Here is a 19,656-nt window from a genome sequence, read left to right as displayed (position 1 = left end):
CGTTGCGGCTCACGGGGACTGGCCGTCGTCAGCTCGGCGGCAGGGGCGCCTCCCAGCGCAACAGCTGCTCCGGCTTCTGATTGTTGCATGCCATAAGGAACGGCCCGATCGAATAGCTATTGGGGCTTTGTTGGATATTGCCGATCTCGACGCAGAGATTGGTGCCCGTCTGCTGCAGCATGAAATGCTGCTGTACCTCCAGCACGTCATAGGTAACGCCGGTCGCACGGTTGCAGGGAGCATCGTTGAAAGTTGCATTCTGGCCGCTGGCATAGAAGCACATGCCGTCATTCACCTCGGTCTTGGCATCGGCCGTCGGCGTGACTCGGTGAACCATGCGGATCGTGCCGTCGACCATCTCGACATAGTCGAATATCGCCTGCTGAACGTTGCGCATCCGCGATATCCCGGACTGTCCATAGTCCGCGCCACAGGTTCCGGTCTCATAACCAACCCAGTTATTTCCGACCGGGTAGAACCAGACGCAGGTACTCGCAGCCGAGGCCAGCCGCGAGCCCTTTGGCACGAAATCGGGCCGCTCGGCATCGGGGATGGCGCGGAAATTTTGGCTATCCATGCCGATGCAGGATGTCCAGACCGCCTTCGCCGTTTCGGGCCGTGCATTCTCGCTGTCGAAATGCAGGCATTTCTGCGACGCACGGTTGATGATCTGCGAATAGATCCCGTCATAGGTGGCCACTTTCCACTGCTCGCTCTTATCGTTGGCGTCGCATGATTTCAGCATGAGCTTGACGCCCTGCTGACTGGCGTCGGCCGCGTCATCCTGGGCCTGGAGGCAAAGGCCATTGGCAACCAGTTGGACATAGTCATCCACCGCGATCGTGTGCCACTGCTCGGTCGCGTTGTCCTTGCAATCCTCCTGATGCACGGTCGTACCATCAGTTGCCACCGCCAGGCAGAGCGCGCTGTGACCGACCGCAAGATAGGTCAGATCGAATTGCTGGCTAGAACCAAGAAAGTCGGTGGCGCCAAGCTCTGACGCGGTCTGCTGTCGCTGTTGAGACAGTCTGTCGACCGCGGACTGGAAGGGCGCCGTGTTCGTCTCCATGCCCTTCAGCGTGTTCTCGAACTTGGCCTCGGCCTTCAATACTTCGTCGCGAATATCGTCGGACGCGGCGGCCAGTTCGGTACCGATATGGCTGTTCAGCCAGTCGGCGACTTTCGGTGAAATCTTGCTCGAGATATTGGAGACCACCTGTTGCGCCACCAGGGCTGGCAGAACCGCGAATGACTTGGCATTGAAGTCCCAGTCCTTGATTTTAAAAGCCAGATAGTCGCGGCGCGCCTGCTGCAGCAAGGTGTATTGCATATCGAGCAACAGCGGCTCGTCGTTGGCGATCATCCGCTTCAGGTCGCCGGCGAAAGTGACCTGCTGTATAGTGAATGGTAGGGAATTCAACACCTGTTCGATTTCCTGCTCGAACGGCCCGGTAACGGCGTTGATCACGTCCTCGCTGCCCTGAACCACGGCCATGGCGATCGAAAGCCCAAGACGCTCGGTGTCGCGTTCCGCCTCCAGCGCCAGAACAGTCGGGTCGAGATCATAGGCAACATTGATGGCGACCTTGGCGGCATCGAGCACGCCCGTTGCCACCGCCTTTGCGGCCTCTGCGCCGGCCATGCGAATCTCCCAATAGGGCTTGCAGAAGTAATGCGTTACAGAGTTGCCGCAGGTATTAGCTTCGTTCTGATCGTTGCTGATCTCGTTCTGCAGAGAGTCGACCCTGGCCTGCGCGGCCTGCACCTTGGCTTCGGCGCTCTGCTTGGCCTGGTTCGCCTGTTTGCGGGCATCCGCGACCTTCTGGTCGAGCGCGCCGACCTTCGCCTGGGCGTCGGCCAGTGCCTTCTTGTCGTCATCCAGCTTGCCATCTGCGGCGGTACGCAGCGCCGCCGTGCCGTCACGCATCACCTGGATAAGCCGGGGAACGATATTGTCCGTGAAAGATCCGGTGAACGAAATGTCCGCGTTGGGGTCGAATCTGCCGTTATTGAGGTCGACGCCCGCCATCTCGAACGTCAGGTTGCCATTGCCGAACTGATCGAGGCCCACAGTCACGATGAAATCCAGCGTTGGCGGCGTCAGATCGACTAAAACGGTCTCCGTTGCGCCGAGTACGGCAATGTCGGAAGTCAGCGTTGCCTTTGGCTGCAGGGAGACTTGAATATCGATGTTGTTTTTGTTGAAGCTGACCGGCCCCAGCGTGAAATCGGTCAAGTCGCCTTTGAATTTTAGACCCGAGGTGCCAGCCGAACCGGTCACACTGCCGAGGTCCTGCCCCAGAAAGCTGAAGATGCCTGAAAATCCGACGCCCTCGCTGACCAGGCCAAGTTGCGGATCGGTCGCGCCTGGCGTGGCGAAGGCAAAGTGGAATTTCTTGATATCGAAGGTCGGAAGCTTGATCTCGTCGAGATTCAGTTTGCCGCCGATGGCAGCCTGGGCGATTTCCAGAATGGCGCCATAGCCAATCGTATCCGCATCGCCGGAAAAGGCCACGGCATCCGGAAGCCCCTCGGCTTCGAGCAAGAATTTCATATTCGTGGCGAAGCTAAGGCTTTCCTGTCCGAAAGTCTGCGAGCCCGCAAAACCGAAATCCACATTGCCTTCCACATCCACTCCGGTGGTCAGCGTCACGTCGGAGAGCGACAGCGGCTGGATTCCAAAAGGCTTGTCCCAGGTGCCAGCCATGCCGCCGGTCACATTGAGGCCGACATCGCCATCGCTGAACACAACCTCTATGGAGGTCGTGAATTCAAGCTGGTCACGGCCAACCGTGACCATCATCGCGGTGCGAGCGCCAAAGTCCACGTCGGTACCGGCCCAGTTCAAGAAGAAGCCCGGCTGGGTGCCAGCCTTGTACTTCATGACGTTTTTCGGCAGGCCGCTCGCATCGCCGATCTGGTCCATCATGATGGACAGGTTCAGCGACGGCGATGCGGAGGAACCGAACAGGCCGCTGACTCCCCCCATGACCACCGCCGCATCGGCATTCACCCCGAGTTTTTGCAACCCCTTGCTCACCGCTCCCGACTGCGAGAAGTCGATCTTTGACAGCAGCGCTACACCAGCGGGCAGTAAAAGCGCGACATTGGAAGCACCGAATATATCCTTGAACAGGTCTTGCGCGGTGCTGGGCATCGTCTTCGGATCGCCGGTCAGACCGTTTTCCGACACGACAATGGCCGCATTGCCCAGGGTCAGGTCCTTGAGCGGCGTGCCGGCCAAGCCGGAGAACATGTCGACAAGCCGCAGGCCCTGCTGGTCGACGGCGAATACCGCGCCACCTGATGGGTCCTTGAAGATGAAGGTATCGACATGGACATTGTTCAACATGGTCTTGGCGGTGATGCCGTCGGGTGACAGCTTGATCGTGTCGACGGTGAACTGGTCCGCATGGGGAATGCTGCCGAAGCCCGGCAGGCCGCTGAGCTTGAAGCCCTGGCTGGCATCGAACTCGAAATACTGGAACGTGAGGTTGCCGGAGCTGTCACGCGCGAAATTCGCCGTGACTCCCACATTGTCCCTGCCGGCAAAGGTGGCGCTGCCCTGCAAGGAGAGGTCCGAGACATTGTTGCTGCTCAGATCGATGGTGAAAGATCCTGTATCCACCACGATGCCGGGCACGCCGAAGGGCTGATTCCAGGCATTGGCCAACGCGATCGAGATACTGCTGGAGCTGCCCTGGCCGCTCAGGCCCTTGTCCATGTCAAGATTGGCCACCAGATCCATCTCAGAGCCGCCGATCGTCATCTGGATCGGAAACTGGCCGTCGAAATCGGCACGCGGATTGCTGGTATCGTTGTTGCCCTTGATCGACAGGACCATCGGGCCGTTCAGCCTGGCATAGCTGCTGAGGCCGGGAACCGACGGCAGCCCTATTGGCGCCGAGAGATTGAGTCGACTCAGCAGCATTGCCTTGTCGGCAGTGCTGGCGGTGCGCATGGCCGATTTGGCGCCGGATGGAATGCGCCGAATGGTGTCGCTATGGAAGGTGCCATTGATTGGAAAGCTTGTCTGGCTGATGCTCACCGCGGACAAAGCGGACATCAGCCCCTGCGACGAGCTCAGATCGAATGTACCGGTCAGCGCCGCGGTGTCGGGCATGATCGTGAAGTTGCCGTTCGACGGCAGCGTCACCTTGCTAGCGAGATCGCCCGGCAGATCGGCCTGTGTGAAACTGCGGTTCTCCTGCCCAAAGCCGATCAGGGTATTGGTCAGGCCGACGCCACTCAGACCGTCCCCGTCGCTGTTCGGGATGAAGGCTGCGGCATCGAGCTTGCTGAAATAGAACAGGGCCGCCTGCTTGCCACCAGGCTGGTTGCGCAGGATATAAACATCGGTCTCATTGCCGTTGACCTTCATGTCGACGGCGATATGGTCGCTCGCAACCTCGATCTGATCGAGTTCGACATACTGATCGAGCCCGGTCTGTGCCGCCTGTGGCACCAGGTCGCCCAGGCCAAGGCCGGCTGTCGAGATGTCCAGCGTGGCATCTTTGCCGCGGGTCTTGGTCACCGACACGGCCTTGCCGTTATAACTGCCGGTGAAAACGGCTTTCTGGTCATCCAGAGCAAGCGAGGCGAACTGGGTCTGATCGGCGACCGGCACGTTCTGCAGCATCGGCAGTATGGTGCTCAGGGGGAAAGGCGCTGTGAGGCTGAACTGGTTCTGCGCGATGCGCAGGGTCATGCTCTTGTTCAAATAGGTGGTCGCAACGGTCAGGGTCGCCGGCTGCCCCATGATCCGGATTTGCGTCAATGCGACATTCGACAGGAAGGGAATCAGATCGGCGCCGGGAATAACGTCACCCAGCGTTATTGCAGTCGAAAGATCTGTAGAGTCTGGAGTCAGCGTGTAGAAGCCCGGCTGCCCGGTTATCGTAAAGGTCTTGCCGTTCAGGGCGAATTGCGCCTGAACCTCGCCGGCATTCATCATCAGGCTCTGCAATGTTATCGCATTGGCTTTGGGCGCTTTGGCCAATGGCGGAAACATGTCGCCAAGACTGGCGTTAGCCGTCAGCGTGAAGCTGTTCTGATTGTCGGATTTGAACGGAATCGTCGCCGCCAGCGTGGCGTTGCCGAAGCTGAAGGATGCATTGTCGAGTGCGGCAGCCACAGTATAACTGCCGTAATTCGCGCCCGGACTGACCGCCATACTCAATGTGGCCTGCTTCAGTTTGAAATCAGGCGGCAACAGGTCAACCTCGCCGATAGTGGCATCGAAGCGCAGCAAGACCCCGCCAGCGGCCGGATCGGTGGCTGCGACTGACAGCGTGGCCGTATAATTCAGCGGGAAGCCGAGCGGGCTCGCCGAGCCAGAGAATGTCCACTTATCGTTCGCGGCCTGCGTGAAGGATGCAAATCGTGGCGGCAGAAGATTGGTGTAATAGGCTGGCAGGGCCGATCGCAGGCGCTCGACCACATCTGAAATCCGGTCGTGGCTGACACTGCCGGACGGTGCCTGGGCATTGAGGAGCGATGGATCTTCGGTGACCTGCCCGAGGGCAGGCTGAGTCAGGCAGATCGGCAAAAATAAAACACAAACAGCCACTAGCGCGGCGCGCAGGCATACCTTCTTGAACCCCACCATCTTGCCCCCGGATTTTGATGTATTTTTCTTCGGGAACAGTCACCTTCAGTAGGAAAGGAGGCAACAAATTTCTTTTCCAAGTTAATGCGATTTAATCTTTCACAATTATAACGAGTATTTTTAGCTTGGAAAATCGCTGCAACGTCAATCCTCCTGACACCAATCTTGATCGGTGACCCAGATCTACGACCTTGGCCGGGCCAGTTTGGCTCAGGCTAGCTGGTGTTCAGAGGCAAAGTTAATCTGATGAAAATTTTGTGCATCGAAGGCTGCGCAGACAGAATTTTTATGCGCGGCTAAGTGCACATTCCCGGCAGCAGCCTTTTTGAAGCCGGTCCGCGGCTATTTTCCGCGCAGCAGATGTCCGGTCATCGCCAGCACGGCCACGTCGTAACCCTCCGGTCCCAGGCCGGCGATCACCGCCGTGGCGACTTTCGAGACCAGCGAATTGTGGTAGATCGCCTCGCGCCGGTGGATGTTGGAGATATGCAGCTCGATGATCGGGCCGGGGAACTGCTTCAGCGCGTCGAGGATGGCAATCGATGTGAAGGTGAAGGCGGCGGGATTGATGACGATACCGGCCGCCCCGTCATCGATGGCCTCGTGGATCCAGTTGATGATCTCGCCCTCGATGTTGGACTGGTGGAACCGCAGCGGCCGCGTGCCGGCGGCGCTCCTGCACATCGCCTCCACCTCGGCCAGGGTGGTGTGGCCATAGATTTCCGGCTCGCGTTTACCCAGCCGGTTCAGGTTCGGGCCGTTCAGGACGAATATCGGCTTGAGCTCGGTCATCGCATCCTCGCTGCGTCTGGGGTCAGCCCTGGTAGCCGAGCAGGCGCGGCAGCCAGAGCACAAGATCGGGAGAGACCGTGATGACGGCCAGCGCCACCACCATCGCAAACAGGAAGGGTAGTACGTCGCGCACGATCTCACGGATCGACACATTGGCGATGCGCGTCATCACGAACAGCAGCAGGCCGTAGGGCGGCGTGATCAGGCCCAGCATGATGTTCACCACCACCACAATGCCGAAATGCACCAGGTCGATGCCCAGCGCATTCGCGGTCGGGATCAGCACGGGGATGACGATCAGCAGGATGGTGGTGCCTTCCAGCAGGCAGCCGAGCAGCAGGAGCAGGATGTTCACCAGCACCAGGAAGGTCAGTGGCGACAGGTCCCAGCCAGCCAGCAGCAGGCGGATGCTGTTCGGGATATTCTCGACGGTGACGACATAGTTGAACACCAGCGCGCCGGCGATCAGCATGCCAACCGAAGCGGAGGTGCGCGCGCTGGCCAGGATCGAGCGATACAGGTCGCGCAGGCCGACGCTGCGATAGAGCAGCATCGAGACCAGCAGCGCATAGGCGGCTGCCATGGCCGCCGCCTCGGTGGGCGTCGTGACGCCGCTGTATATGCCGCCCAGCAGAACCACCGGCATCATCAGGGTCGGCAGCGCCTGCCAGGTGATGCGCGGCAGCTCCCGCAGGGGCGTTGGCTTCTCGACCGGGAAGTTCTCGCGCCGCGCGCCCAGGGCAACGATCACCATCTGGGAAAAGGCCATCAGCAGGCCCGGCACCACACCGCCCAGGAACAGGTAGCCGATCGAGGCATCCGAAACCAGCGCATAGAGGATCATCGGGATCGAGGGCGGGATGATCGGGCCGATCACGGCCGTGGCCGCGGTCAGCGCGGCGGCATAGCTGGCGCGATACTTGCCGCCGGCCGTCATCATCACCTGCATCATCTTGCCGGTGCCGGCGGCATCGGCGATGGCCGAACCCGACATGCCGGCGAAGATGATGCTCTGCAGAACGTTCACCTGGGCGAGGCCGCCGCGGAAGCGGCCGACGATGGCATTGCAGAACTGCAGCAGGCGCTCGGTCATCGAGCCGATATTCATCAGCTCGGCGGCCAGGATGAACAGCGGCACGGCCAGGATGATGTAGTTCCCGTACATGCCGTTCAGCAGCTGCTCGGCGGCCGTGCCCATGTCCAGGCCGGCCAGCCACAGATACAGCACCGAGCCGGCGATCATGGCGTGGCCGATCGGCAGGCCCAGGAAGGCCAGCACCGTCATGGCGACGATGGAGATCGAGAAGGGGCTCGCGAAAGTCATACGCCGGAGGCTGCCTTGGTGGGATCGGCATCCTGCGGCACATCGCCACGCAGGGCGCGCCACGAGAGCCAGATGTAGCGGATAAGGGCGGCGACCACGAAGATGACGTAGATCGAGAACAGCCAGTCGAAGCGGATTTTCATATAGGCCGATTTCTCGACCTTCATGAAGGCGACGTAATCGGCCACTGCCGGCAGCGACCAGCCATAGAGCAGGATCAGGGATCCGCCGCAGATCAGCATCATCGCCCGGCGCAGCTTCGGTCCGGCGGCGCCATAGAGCAGGTCGAAACGGATTTCCTCCTCTTCGCGCAGCACGAAGGCCGCGCCCCACAACACCAGCCACAGCCAGAGGATCGCACTGATCTCGTTAGTCCAGCCGATGGGCAGGTTCAGCACATAGCGGAACACGATCTGCAGGATGAAGGCGACGAACATCACGGCCAGCATGGCCGCCAGCACATTCTCGCCGCGCCGGTACAGCCAGGCGGCCAGGCTCTGGAGTCGATGATGCACGGAGTTTCTCCGGCCTTTCGGACTGAAAATTACGACAGGGCCGGATCGGAATCCGGCCCCGCCCATGCTGCTAGAGCGCGTTGATCTTGTCGACCATGCCCTTCGGCCAGTCCTTGGCCAGGTCGGAGGCCAGGTATTTTGCCTGGGCATGCTTGCGGAAGGCCGCCTGGTCGGGCTGGTAGATATTCAGGCCTTTGCTCTTGAACAGATCAAGCAGCTCCTTCTCGCGCGCCTGGTGCTTCTTGGTCGAGAAGTCGATGGCGGCATCGGCGGCGGCCTGGAAGCGCTTCTGCGCATCGGCCGACATGCCCTTCCACACCTTGCTCGACACGGTAAGCAGGTCGAAGCCGACCAGATGCGAGGTCAGCACGATCTGCGACATCACCTCGTAGAACTTCATGTTCTCGACGTTGGGCAGCGGGTTGTCCTGGCCGTCGATGGCGCCGGTCTGCAGGCCGGTATAGACCTCGGCATAGGCCATCGGCGTGGGGTTGGCACCTAGCGACTCGCCCAGGAACTGCCAGGCCTCGCCCGGCGGCATGCGCAGCTTGATGCCGGCCAGGTCGGCCGGGGTGGCGATCTTCTTGTTCGGCTTCAGGCCCACCTGGCGCGCGCCGAAATAGGTCGGGCCGAGGATATGGATGCCCAGCTTTTCATCGGCCATCTTCTTCATCTCGGCGCCCGGCGCGCTGGCAAAGAACTTGGCGAGGTGGTCGGCATCGCGGAACAGGTAGGCCGCGGTCAGGATCGACCAGGCCGGAATCTGCTTCGAGATGTCCTGCGGCGCGATGTTGCCCATTTCCAGGTTGCCGCGCTGGATCGCCACCAGCTCGGTGCCCTGCTTGAACAGGGTGCCGCCGTAATAGCCCTCGAAGGTGAAGTCGCCGGCAACGCCCTCGGCGAACTTCTTCATCATCTCGGCACGGATATCCTGTTCGGAAAAGACGGCCGAGAAGCGCAGTTTCGGCTTGCCCTGCGCATGGGCCGTGATGCTCAGGCCGGACAGGCCAAGAGAGGCGGCGGCCATGCCGGTGCCGGCGAGAAAGCGGCGACGTGTGGTTTCTATGGTCATTGTGTTTCCTCCCGATTTTTGGACTCAGATGCAGGTTTACGGTTACTGAAATCCTTTCCTTGCCTCAGGCTGCAGCCGAGAAATGGCCCGCCATCGCGGCCATGTCCGACTTGCGCCCGGTGAAAAGCTCAAAGGCCCGCACGGCCTGGCCAATCGCCATGCCGGTGCCGGCCAGGGTGCGGCAGCCCTGCGCGCGCGCGACGCGCAGCAATTCTGTCTCCTGCGGGAAATAGATGATCTCGGCGACCCAGTGGTGGCCGCGCAGCAGATCGGCCGGAAACGGCGTGCCGGGATATTTCGCCATGCCGACCGGCGTGGTGTTGACGATGCCGTCGCTCCAGGACAGCGTCCGGCCCAGCGAGTCCGCCGCGGCCTCGCCGGTCTGCACACGCTCGCCCCAGTCGCACTGCATGCGCGTGGCCAGAGCCTGTGCCCGGGCCGGATCGGTATCGACGATCTCCAGTTTTTCGACGCCCAGCTGCATCAGGGCATAGGCCACGGCCGCCCCGGCGCCGCCGGCGCCGAACTGCACCACCTGGCGCAGCGGCACATCCGGCAGGCCGATGCGGAAACCTTCGGCAAAACCCCAGCAATCGGTGTTGTGGCCGGTGGTTGCGCGGCCGGCATAGACCACGGTGTTCACCGCGCCGATGGCGGCGGCTTCTGGCGATAGCGCGTCCAGATGCGGCAGGATCTGCTGCTTGAAGGGATGGGTGACGTTGAAGCCCTGGAATCCCAGCGCGGCGCCGGCGGCCAGGATGTCGGGCAGGGCCGCATCGGGCAGCGACAGGGCGTCGAAATCGATCAGGATATACATGCAGTCGAGACCCAGCCGCGCCGCTTCGCGCTCATGCATCATCGGGGTGCGCGACTGCTGGATGCCGCGGCCGATCAGGCCGACCAGTACGGACATCGCCTGCTGCGCCTGTATGCGCGGGGCGTGGCTGGCCACCAGGGCCTGCAGCGCCCGTATGCAAGTGTCGCGGCCCGACATGTCGCGTCCCGTGTTCACGGCTTCTCCCGTCTCCCCTTCGGGCGTCTCGGTGCAGAATGTACGAAATAGTTAGTATAGTCAAATCCAAACCGGCAACGCATCCGGTCGGACGGTTTGATTGGCTAGGTTTTGGCGGATTTCCCGATTTCGGAACGCCCGGCGTTCAGTGCCCCTGCAGCCAGTGCAGCACGCCCCGGCCGGCGGCGACGCCGGTGGCCAGGCAGCCCTGCAGCAGGTAACCGCCGGTGGGCGCTTCCCAGTCCAGCATCTCGCCGGCCACGAACACACCCGGCCGTTTGTGCAGCATCAGGTGCTCGTCCATCTCGTCCAGCGCGATGCCGCCGGCGGTGGAAATCGCGCGGGCCAGCCCGAATGGTGCTGTGAGACGCAGCAGCAGGGCGCGCACCAGCCGATCGAGCGGGGCGGTACTGCCGCCATGCAGGGCTTCCTGCACCAGGCCGATGGCCACCGGCGACAGGTTGATCTGCTTGCGCAGGAAGTTGGCCAGCGATGCGCCGCGCCGGGGCTGGTTTAGCTTGTCATGCAGTTCGGCATCGTCCATGTCGGGCCGCAGGTCGATCTTCAGCTCGGCCACGCCGTCGCGCAAAACGGCATCGCGCAGCCGCGCCGACAGCGCATAGACCGCGCCGCCTTCGATGCCCTGATCCGTGATCATCGCTTCGCCGCGGATCGTCTGCCCGGCAAAATTCAGTGCGATGCGTTTCAGCGGTGAGCCGGCATGGCGGCTGCGGAAATGCGCCGACCATGCGACATGGAAACCGCAATTGGCCGGCTGCAGCGGCGTTATCGCGATATCGGGCAGCAGGGCGGTCCAGCCGCCATCGGCACCCAGCCGCGGCCAGGACGCACCGCCCAGCGCCAGCACGATGGCATCGGCGGCATACGTGCTGCCATCCGCGAAACGCAGCAAGCCATCGTCGGTCCAGCCGCTCCATTCCGCCCGTGTTTTCAGCGTCACGCCCAGATCGTTCAGCCGTGTCAGCCAGGCGCGCAGCAGCGGACTCGCCTTCATGGCGCGCGGAAAGACGCGACCGCTGCTGCCCACGAAGGTCGGCTGGCCCAGATCTTCGCACCATTGCACCAGTGCCTGCGGCGGGAAGGCATCGAGCGCCGTAAGCATCCAGCCTTCGGCGGCGCCGTAACGCGCGCGGAACCGCTCCATGGCTTCGGAATGGGTGATGTTCAGCCCGCCGCGACCGGCCATCAGCAGCTTGCGGGCCGGGCTGGGCATGCGCTCGAACACCGTCACCGCGACGGCCTCGCCGCCTTCGCGCGCGATCACCTCGGCAGCCATCAGCCCGGCCGGGCCAGCGCCGATGACGGCAATGCGGCGGTTCTGCGAGTGAGGACTTTTGTGCGTCATGCCACGGCTCCCTCGGCGCAGGTCTGGCGCATGAAATCCAGGAAGGCTGGATCCTCGGCATAGGCCACGTTGATGCGCAGGGCGGGGCGATGTGCCTCGCGGTCCAGCGAAAAGATCGAACTCGGTGCCAGGAAGATGCCCTCTTCCGAGGCGCGGCGGGCCAGCGCCACGTCGTCGACACCCTCGGGCAGCGGGCACCACAGGTAATAGCCGCCGGCCGGCGCGCTGAAATCCTGCAACCCGATGCCGGTCAGGTCCGACATCGCCTGGGCGGAGGCGCGCGCCACGCGTTCGCGCAGGCGGTTCAGGTGATGGCGGTAATGTCCGTCGGCCATCAGATCGTGGATCAGGCGTTCGACATAGCCCGAGCTGTTCACCACGGTCAGCATCTTCACGTCGGTGAGCGAACGGATCAGCGCCGGCGCGGCAGCGATATAGCCGGTGCGCAGGCTGGCCGACAGCGTCTTGGAGAACGTGCCGACATAGATCACGCGCTCCAGCTGGTCCAGCGCCGCCAGCCGAGGCGTGATCGGCGGCAGCAGGTCGGCGAAGGGATCGTCCTCCACCAGGATCATGCCCAGCCGCTCGGCCTGCTGCAGCAGGCGATGGATGCCGGCTGGTGTCATCGATGTGCCGGTCGGGTTATGCGCCAGCGTCTGGGTGAAGAATAGGCGCGGGCGGTGTTGCGCCGCCTTGGCCTCCAGGTCTTCCGGATCGGGGCCGTCTGCAGTACGGCGCACGCCGATCACGTTGGCGCGCGCCAGCCGCAACTTGCCGAACAGCGGGTAATAGCCGGGGCTGTCGACCAGCACGGCATCCCCCGGCTCGATGAAATGCCGCACGATCAGGTCTAGCGCGTGGTTGGCGCCGAAGGTGAGCAGGATCTGCTCGGCCGTCACGTGGACCGAGCGTTCGATCAGCCGGCCGGCGATCATCTCGCGTAAGGGGCCGTAACCCTGCGGCGCGCCATAGCCATGCTCGATGCGTTCGCCGCCGCGTATGCTCAGGCGCAGATGGCGGCCCAGTTCGGACCCCTCCATCCACGCGGCCGGCGGGCGGCCGTCGCCGACGCGCACGGCATAATGCTGGTTGAGTTGTTCGCGCAGCAGCGAGACGAGATCGATGGCTTCGCTGACATGGGCGGGACGGATCGCCGCCGATGTCTTGGGCCGCGGCCGCGCGACATAAAAGCCCGAGCCGCGCCGGGGTTCCAGATAACCCTGCGCCACCAGCCGGTCATAGGCCTCGACCATGGTGTTCTTCGACACGCCGAATTCGCTGGCGGCCTGGCGCACCGAACCCAGCCGCGCACCCGGCACCAGATGGCCGCGTTCCACCTGCTGGGCGATGTTGCGGGCGATCTGCTCGGCCCTGGCAATGCGCATGCTGTCGGTCCTCCCAAACTGTACCAGATAATCAAACAGTACAGTTGATCGGACAATAGCCGGAATTGTCCCTTGTTTAAAAGGGCATGCACCGCGATTTTGAGCCGTCATCAGGGCCGCGCCGACAAGGCGGCGGCCGAATGGAGGAAACACCGATGAGCAAGGCGGTCTCTGCCAATGCGGCAGGGCGAAGTGTTAATTCGCGTATCGAGAATTACCGCAACATGACGCCGGCGCAGCGCCTGGCGGCGCTGGCGGATGCGGCGGGCCTGAACGATGCCGACCGCGCCCTGCTGGCCGCACCCGGCGCCCTGCCGGTCGAACGCGCCAACGGCATGATCGAGAATGTGGTCGGCACCTTCGAGCTGCCCTTTGCCGTCGCCACCAATTTCCAGATCAACGGCCGCGACTACCTGATCCCCATGGCGGTGGAGGAGCCCTCCATCGTTGCCGCCGCCTCCTACATGGCGCGCATCGCGCGCGGCTGCGGCGGCTTCGAAACCTCCTCCACCATGCCGATCATGCGCGCGCAGGTGCAGGTGATCGGCCTGTCCGATCCCCATGGCGCGCGGCTGCAGATCCTGGCCGCCCGCGACGAGATCCTGGCCGCTGCCAATGCACGCGACAAGGTGCTGATCGGCCTGGGCGGCGGCTGCCGCGACATCGAGGTGCATGTCTTTCCGCAGACGCCGCGCGGCCCCATCGTGGTGCTGCATCTGCTGGTCGATGTGCGCGATGCCATGGGCGCCAATACGGTGAACACCATGGCCGAGACGGTGGCGCCCATCGTCGAGCGCGTCACCGGTGGCAATGTACGCCTGCGCATCCTGTCCAATCTGGCCGACCGCCGCCTGGCGCGGGCCCGTGTCAGCCTGACGGAAGAGGCGCTGGCCACCAAGGAATTCTCCGGCCGCCGCATTATCGACGGCATCCTGGATGCCTATACCTTCGCCGCTGTCGATCCCTACCGCGCGGCGACTCATAACAAGGGCATCATGAACGGCATCGACCCGGTGGTGGTTGCCACCGGCAACGACTGGCGCGCCATCGAAGCCGGCGCCCATGCCTGGGCGGCGCGCGGCGGGCATTACACCTCGCTCACCACCTGGGAACTCAGCAATGACGGCCGCCTGGTCGGCACGCTGGAAATGCCCATGGCGCTGGGCCTGGTCGGTGGCGCCACCAAGACGCATCCGCTGGCCCAGCTGGCGCTGCGCATCCTCGGCGTATCGACGGCGCAGGAACTGGCCGAGATCACCGTTACCGTCGGCCTGGCACAGAACATGGCCGCCCTGCGCGCGCTGGCCACCGAAGGCATCCAGCGTGGCCATATGGCCCTGCATGCCCGCAACATCGCCATCGTCGCCGGCGCCGCCGGCGAGGAAATCGACAAGGTCGCGGCCGAACTGGCCGCCAGCCATGACGTGCGTACCGACCGCGCGGCCGAGATTCTCGCCCGCCTGCGCAAGACATAGTTCTGTCGCGTCTCACCACTCAAGAGAAAAACAACGGAGGAAACAGGAATGACGATCAATCGACGCAAGCTGCTCGGCTCGGGCGCCGCCCTCGCGGGTGCCGCCACCTTTGCCGCCGCCACGCCGGCGCTGGCTCAGAGTGGCGCGGTGAAATGGCGCATGCAGGCGCTGTGGGATCCGGGCACCACGCCGCAGAAATTCGAGGAGCGTTTCGTCAAGCGCGTGTCGGAGCTCACCGGCGGCAAGTTCACCATCGAGCTGTTCGCCGGTGGCCAGATCGTGCCGGCGGCGCAGGCCTTCGACGCCGTGCGCGGCGGCGCCTTCGAGATGATGAAGACCTTCGACGGTTACGAGGCCGGCAAGATCCCCGCCTTCGCCTTCACCAGCACGATCCCCTTCGGCTTCCCGGAATCGGACCAGTACGAGGCCTGGTTCTACGAGGTCGGCGGCCTGGAGATGGCGCGCGAGGCCTATGGCGCCGCCGGCCTGATGTATATCGCGCCGACCGTCTACGGCCAGGAACCGATCCACGCCAAGATGCCGATCACCAAGATCGCCGACCTGGCCGGCAAAAAGGGCCGTTTCGTCGGCCTGGCTTCCGCCGTGATGGGCGCCTTCGGCGTCAGCGTTTCGCCGCTGCCGACCGGCGAGGTCTATTCCGCGCTGGACAAGGGGGTGATCGACATTGCCGACCGCGGCGACCTGACCGCCAATTTCGAGGCCGGCATCGCCGAAGTGGCCAAGCATGTGGTAGTGCCGGGCGTGCACCAGCCCACCACGGCCACCAGCTATGTCGCCAATCGCGGCGCCTACGAGAAACTGCCGGCCGAATTCAAGGCGGCGCTGGCCGTGGCGGCGCGGGAAATCTCGGCCAGCCTGCGCCAGCATATCCTGGTGCAGGACGCCATCGCGCTGGAGAAATACAAGGCCAAGGGCTGCACCATCCACAGCTTCGATCAGGCCGACATCCTCGCCAACCGCCCCAAGGCCGTGGCGGCCTGGCAGGCGGCGACCAAGGACAATGCGCTGGCCAAGAAGATCCTGGAAAGCCAGGTTGCCTTCATGAAGCGTCTCGGCGTATTGGCTTAAGGCCTCGATACGCGGCGGATGCCTGCCCGGCATCCGCCGTTTTCTTTCCGCCTGTTGTCCGGAGCAGCCATGCCGCCCGTCATCGCCGGTTTCGTCGGCGTCGTCACCGCCGTCAACCGCGCGGCCTTTTATTTTGCGATTCTGCTGATCTATCTGATCGCGCCGGTCATGCTGATCGACGTGGTGATGCGGTATGCCTTCAACGCGCCCACCGTCTGGGGCATGGAACTGGCCGTTTTGCTGTTCGGGCCGTATTTCCTGCTGGCCGGTCCCCATGTCTTGCACCTGAAGGGTCATGTGGCGATGGATCTGGTGCGCCAGCGGCTGAGCCTGAAGGCCGACCGCCTGGTCGAGCTGGTCAACCTGCCGATCATCATTGCCTTCTGTGGCATCCTGATCTGGTTCTCGGCCCCGGCCGCCATCGATTCCTTCAATTACGGCGAAACATCCTTCTCGGCCTGGAACCCGCCGATCTGGTGGACCAAGGCCGCCGTTCCGCTGTCGCTCGTGCTGATGCTGCTGCAGGCGCTGGCCGAATTTCTGCGGGTGCTGTTCCGCGCGCCGGGCACCGCCGGTCAGCATCCTGAGGAGGCCGCGCTGTGAGTTCCACCGCCATCCTCATCCTGATGTTCGGCGGCCTGACGCTGTTCATGCTCACCGGCCTGCCGATCGCCTTCGTGCTGGGCGGCCTGTCGCTGCTGATCACCGTGCTGTTCTGGAATCCCCAGGCGGTGATTATCCTGGTGCTGCAGATTTTCGACACCATGAAGTCGGAAGCCCTGCTGGCCATTCCACTCTACATTTTGATGGCGGCCCTGCTGTCGCGCTCGGGCGTGATCGAAAAGCTGTATCGCGCCATGGAATTGTGGTTCGGCCGCCTGCGCGGCGGCCTGGCCGTCGGCACCGTGGTGATCTGCGTGATCATGGCGGCGATGACCGGCGTGGTCGGCGCCGCCGTCACCGCCATGGGCATGCTGGCCCTGCCCGAGATGCTGCGGCGGAAATACAGCCCCGAACTGGCCACCGGCACGATCTGCGCCTCGGGCACGCTGGGCATCCTGATTCCGCCCTCGGTGCTCACCATCGTCTATGCCGTCACCGCCCAGGTTTCCATCGGCAAGATGCTGATCGCCGGCATCGTGCCGGGCCTGATCCTGGCGGCGCTGTATATCGTCTATATCCTGCTGGTGGCCTGGCTGAAGCCCGGCGCCGCGCCATTGCGCGAGGATTATGCGCCGGCCCCGCTGCGCGAGCGGCTGGCGGCGCTGAAGGCGCTGGTGCTGCCGATGCTGCTGATCGTGCTGATCCTCGGCTCGATCTTCCTCGGCATCGCCACGCCCACCGAGGCCGCGGCTGTGGGTGTATGCGGCGCGCTGATCGCCGCCGCGCTGGAGAAGAAACTGAATCTCGATGCGCTGGTCTCGGCGGCGGCCGATACCGGCAAGGCAACGGCAATGATCCTGTGGATCACCATCGGTGCGAAGGCCTATGTGGCGATCTTCACCGGCCTGGGCGGCGCGGATTCGCTGCTCGGTTTGATCAGGTCGCTGGAGGTTGGACCCTATGTGATCCTAGCCGTGATGCTGCTGATCCTGATCTTCCTCGGCACCGTGCTGGATGAAATCGGCATCATTCTGCTCACCGTGCCGGTCTTCATCCCGATCGTGAAATTCCTCGGCTTCGACGAGATCTGGTTCGGCGTGCTATACGCCATCACGATCCAGATGGGTTATATCACGCCACCCTTCGGCTACACGCTGTTCTACATGAAGGGCGTGCTGCCCAAGGCGCTGCATATGGGCATTGTCTATCGCGGCGTGATGCCGTTCTTCCTGCTGCAGGGTGTCGGGTTGCTGATCGCCATGGCTTTCCCGGGCCTGATGACGATTCTGCCGCGCCTGATGGAGAATTGACGCCGGAACGCGCTATTCGGCCTTCGGCGTCACCACATGCGGTCGGCCGGCGCGGAGCATCAGCAGGGCCATGTCGTCCAGGTCGGTCGACAGGCGGCCGAGCGTCACGCCGCCGGCATGCATCAGGCAATGCACGCCCAGTTCGCTCACGGCCTTCACCGTGGCGGCGACCGAATTCTTCTCGCTGGCCAGATAGAGCTTGATGCGGCTGTTGGGCTTGAGATCGATGCGCGGCGCGAAAAGGCAGCCTTCGAGAGACAGGTTGGTGACGGTCCCCTCGGTGACGCCGCCGGCATGTTCCAGCCTGGCGGCAATGCGGGTGTCGCGACGGTCGAAGCGGCGCCGGTTCACGGTCGCCTTCTTCGCTGCCGCCTTCTTCGCCGGTGTTTTTTTGGCCGCGCTTTTGATCTTGCCAGCCGTTTTCGGCTTCGCTTTGGCTTTTGCCTGAATCTTCGCCTTGGTTTTCACCTTGGCTTTGGTCCCGGTCTTGGTACCGGCCTTCGCCCGCGCCGCGCGGGCCTTAGGCGCGGCCTTGGTCTTGGGCTTGGCCTTGGGTCCTGATTTGGAGCGGGCTGGGCTGGGTTTGCGGGTCGCTTTCCGGCTTGCGGCGGCCATAACGCGCGTCTCTCCTTGCATCTCGCGCCACAGTAGCGAGGCTGCTGGAAAGAAGGAAGGACAAATAACGGCTTGGTCATATTACAAAAGCATGGCGACGCCGGCGCCGATTATCTAAAGTGGCATGGCATGCCTTCAAACGAGCACAGAAAATAGTCGCCATGTCCGCGCGGATTCCGCCGGAGCCCGTCGTCTGGGCCTTATCGCGTCACAGCGCCTACCTGAACAGTCGCCCGGGCGGAGTCCGGCTGCAGCGGCGCAGCGAGGACATGTCCGACCTCAAACTCGACGGCGCCATCTTGGATGATGCCATTCTGCCCGGCTGCAGTTTTGCCGGTTCCTCGCTGCAATCGGCGCAGTTCGTCCGTGCCGACCTGTTCGGCAGCGATTTTACCCATGCCGACCTGACCCGCACGATGTTCGACCGCGCCGATCTGCGCGGCGCCAACTTCCTGATGGCGACGCTGAAGCAGACCTCCTTCCGCCAGGCCGATCTGCGGCCGGGCCAGATCGTGCGCCATGAAAAGGAAGGCGAGGAAAAACCCGAGGACGTGCCGGTAAACATGTCGGGCGCCAATCTCGACGAGGCCAATTTGGGCCATGCCCATATGGACCAGGCGAATATGAGCAATTCCAGCGCGGTCGGCGCCACCTTCGTCGGCGCCTCGCTGTTTGCCGTCAATCTCACCGGCGCGGATCTTTCGGGCGCCGATTTCTCCGGCGCGCGGCTGAAGGACACCACTTTCGTCGGCGCCAATCTGGATGGTGCGAAGCTGGCCGGCTGCGATCTGCGCGGTGCCAACCTGCGCAGCGTGGACCTCACCGGCGTCGATCTCACCGGCGCGAATCTTCAGGGTGCGGTCTATCGCAGTCAAGTGCAGCTGCCGGCCGAGATCGAGGCAAAATTGAACGCCCACGGCAAGTGGATTGCCTCCAACGGCCTGTCGGGCGAACGCGCGGTGTTCAGCAACATGAAGCTGCCCGGCGTGGATTTCTCGAGCTGCGACCTGCGCGCCGCCATCTTCCACGACACCAATCTGGCCGGCGCCTATTTCACCCGCAGCCAGCTGCTGTTCGCCAGCTTCATCAATGCCGACCTGCGCAAGGCGAATTTCGACCAGGCCAGTCTGGGGGGGGCCAATCTCTCCGGTGCATTGGTGGCCGGTGCCGTGTTCCGGGGGGCCCAGCTTGTCGGGGTCGAAATCTTCAACGCACTGAACCAGCGCACCGGCAAGACCATCTTCCCCCGCTTCGACAATGCCGACCTGACCGGGGTCGATCTTCGCGGCGCGGTTGTGGAAGGTGTTGATTTCTCTAGTACTATTTTCGACAAAGTGAATATCGGCGGCGCCGATCTGCGCCAGTGCACCGGCATGCGCAGCGGCAAGCGCGGCTGAGCCGACCCCGTTGCCCCTGGGGAAGGCAAGAATTGTAATATTTTAACAATTATGCAGTTTGTGGTTGCCTGTGGGTAACCGCGCTTCCTAGCT

Annotated in this window: 14 protein-coding genes; 5 read left to right on the top strand and 9 right to left on the bottom strand. The window is 63.2% G+C overall.

Annotation, left to right across the window (positions count from 1 at the left end; genetic code table 11):
* Window positions 1-28 precede the first annotated feature (28 nt).
* From ACK4FJ_RS11895 to ACK4FJ_RS11860, 8 genes are all read right to left on the bottom strand, one after another.
* Window positions 29-5,608 (bottom strand): ricin-type beta-trefoil lectin domain protein, encoded by a 5,580-nt coding sequence (locus ACK4FJ_RS11895; protein WP_409766679.1) that lies wholly within the window; start codon window positions 5,606-5,608, stop codon window positions 29-31.
* A gap of 342 nt (window positions 5,609-5,950) precedes the next feature.
* A complete protein-coding gene (locus ACK4FJ_RS11890) occupies window positions 5,951-6,400 on the bottom strand; it encodes a type II 3-dehydroquinate dehydratase (RefSeq protein ID WP_409766677.1) in 450 nt (149 codons plus the stop codon).
* Between the two features lie 22 nt (window positions 6,401-6,422).
* Window positions 6,423-7,724: a TRAP transporter large permease gene (locus ACK4FJ_RS11885; protein ID WP_409766675.1), complete on the bottom strand. Its 1,302-nt coding sequence runs from the start codon at window positions 7,722-7,724 to the stop codon at window positions 6,423-6,425.
* Window positions 7,721-8,239, bottom strand: coding sequence for a TRAP transporter small permease (locus ACK4FJ_RS11880; RefSeq protein ID WP_409766673.1), 519 nt, complete (start codon window positions 8,237-8,239; stop codon window positions 7,721-7,723). Before ACK4FJ_RS11880 ends, ACK4FJ_RS11885 begins: the two co-directional genes overlap by 4 nt.
* A 70-nt stretch (window positions 8,240-8,309) precedes the next feature.
* Entirely contained in the window at window positions 8,310-9,311 is a 1,002-nt protein-coding gene (gene dctP / locus ACK4FJ_RS11875; protein WP_409766671.1) for a TRAP transporter substrate-binding protein DctP, read from the bottom strand.
* Window positions 9,312-9,375: 64 nt separating this feature from the next.
* Window positions 9,376-10,323 (bottom strand): shikimate dehydrogenase, encoded by a 948-nt coding sequence (locus ACK4FJ_RS11870; protein ID WP_409766669.1) that lies wholly within the window; start codon window positions 10,321-10,323, stop codon window positions 9,376-9,378.
* 145 nt (window positions 10,324-10,468) lie between these two features.
* Window positions 10,469-11,689 carry an NAD(P)/FAD-dependent oxidoreductase gene (locus ACK4FJ_RS11865; RefSeq protein WP_409766667.1) on the bottom strand — a complete coding sequence of 407 codons (1,221 nt, stop codon included), beginning with the start codon at window positions 11,687-11,689 and terminating at the stop codon, window positions 10,469-10,471.
* Window positions 11,686-13,074, bottom strand: coding sequence for a PLP-dependent aminotransferase family protein (locus tag ACK4FJ_RS11860; protein WP_409766665.1), 1,389 nt, complete (start codon window positions 13,072-13,074; stop codon window positions 11,686-11,688). The genes ACK4FJ_RS11865 and ACK4FJ_RS11860 overlap by 4 nt, the downstream gene beginning before the upstream one ends.
* 155 nt (window positions 13,075-13,229) lie before the next feature.
* Between ACK4FJ_RS11860 and ACK4FJ_RS11855 the strand changes: the two genes are divergently transcribed.
* From ACK4FJ_RS11855 to ACK4FJ_RS11840, 4 genes are all read left to right on the top strand, one after another.
* Window positions 13,230-14,549: a hydroxymethylglutaryl-CoA reductase, degradative gene (locus ACK4FJ_RS11855; RefSeq protein ID WP_409766663.1), complete on the top strand. Its 1,320-nt coding sequence runs from the start codon at window positions 13,230-13,232 to the stop codon at window positions 14,547-14,549.
* 48 nt (window positions 14,550-14,597) lie between these two features.
* A complete protein-coding gene (dctP, locus tag ACK4FJ_RS11850) occupies window positions 14,598-15,638 on the top strand; it encodes a TRAP transporter substrate-binding protein DctP (RefSeq protein ID WP_409766661.1) in 1,041 nt (346 codons plus the stop codon).
* A gap of 69 nt (window positions 15,639-15,707) precedes the next feature.
* Window positions 15,708-16,241, top strand: a complete 534-nt coding sequence (locus ACK4FJ_RS11845) for a TRAP transporter small permease subunit (protein WP_409766659.1) — start codon at window positions 15,708-15,710, stop codon at window positions 16,239-16,241.
* Window positions 16,238-17,551 (top strand): TRAP transporter large permease subunit, encoded by a 1,314-nt coding sequence (locus tag ACK4FJ_RS11840; protein WP_409766657.1) that lies wholly within the window; start codon window positions 16,238-16,240, stop codon window positions 17,549-17,551. The genes ACK4FJ_RS11845 and ACK4FJ_RS11840 overlap by 4 nt, the downstream gene beginning before the upstream one ends.
* 12 nt (window positions 17,552-17,563) lie before the next feature.
* Here the strand turns inward: ACK4FJ_RS11840 and ACK4FJ_RS11835 are convergent, their stop codons facing one another.
* Window positions 17,564-18,166, bottom strand: a complete 603-nt coding sequence (locus ACK4FJ_RS11835) for a PilZ domain-containing protein (RefSeq protein ID WP_409766655.1) — start codon at window positions 18,164-18,166, stop codon at window positions 17,564-17,566.
* A 269-nt stretch (window positions 18,167-18,435) separates the two neighbouring features.
* On the opposite strand from ACK4FJ_RS11835, the gene ACK4FJ_RS11830 reads away from it, so the two are divergent.
* The gene (locus tag ACK4FJ_RS11830; protein WP_409766653.1) at window positions 18,436-19,563 is read left to right on the top strand and encodes a pentapeptide repeat-containing protein; all 1,128 of its coding nucleotides are present in this window, start codon (window positions 18,436-18,438) and stop codon (window positions 19,561-19,563) included.
* Window positions 19,564-19,656: the final 93 nt, after the last annotated feature.

Origin of the sequence: Ferrovibrio sp., from assembly GCF_046297595.1 — a bacterium.
Taxonomy (GTDB): Bacteria; Pseudomonadota; Alphaproteobacteria; order Ferrovibrionales; family Ferrovibrionaceae; genus Ferrovibrio.
Note: the sequence above shows the minus strand (reverse complement) of the source record. Positions and strands in the feature narration are given on the sequence as shown.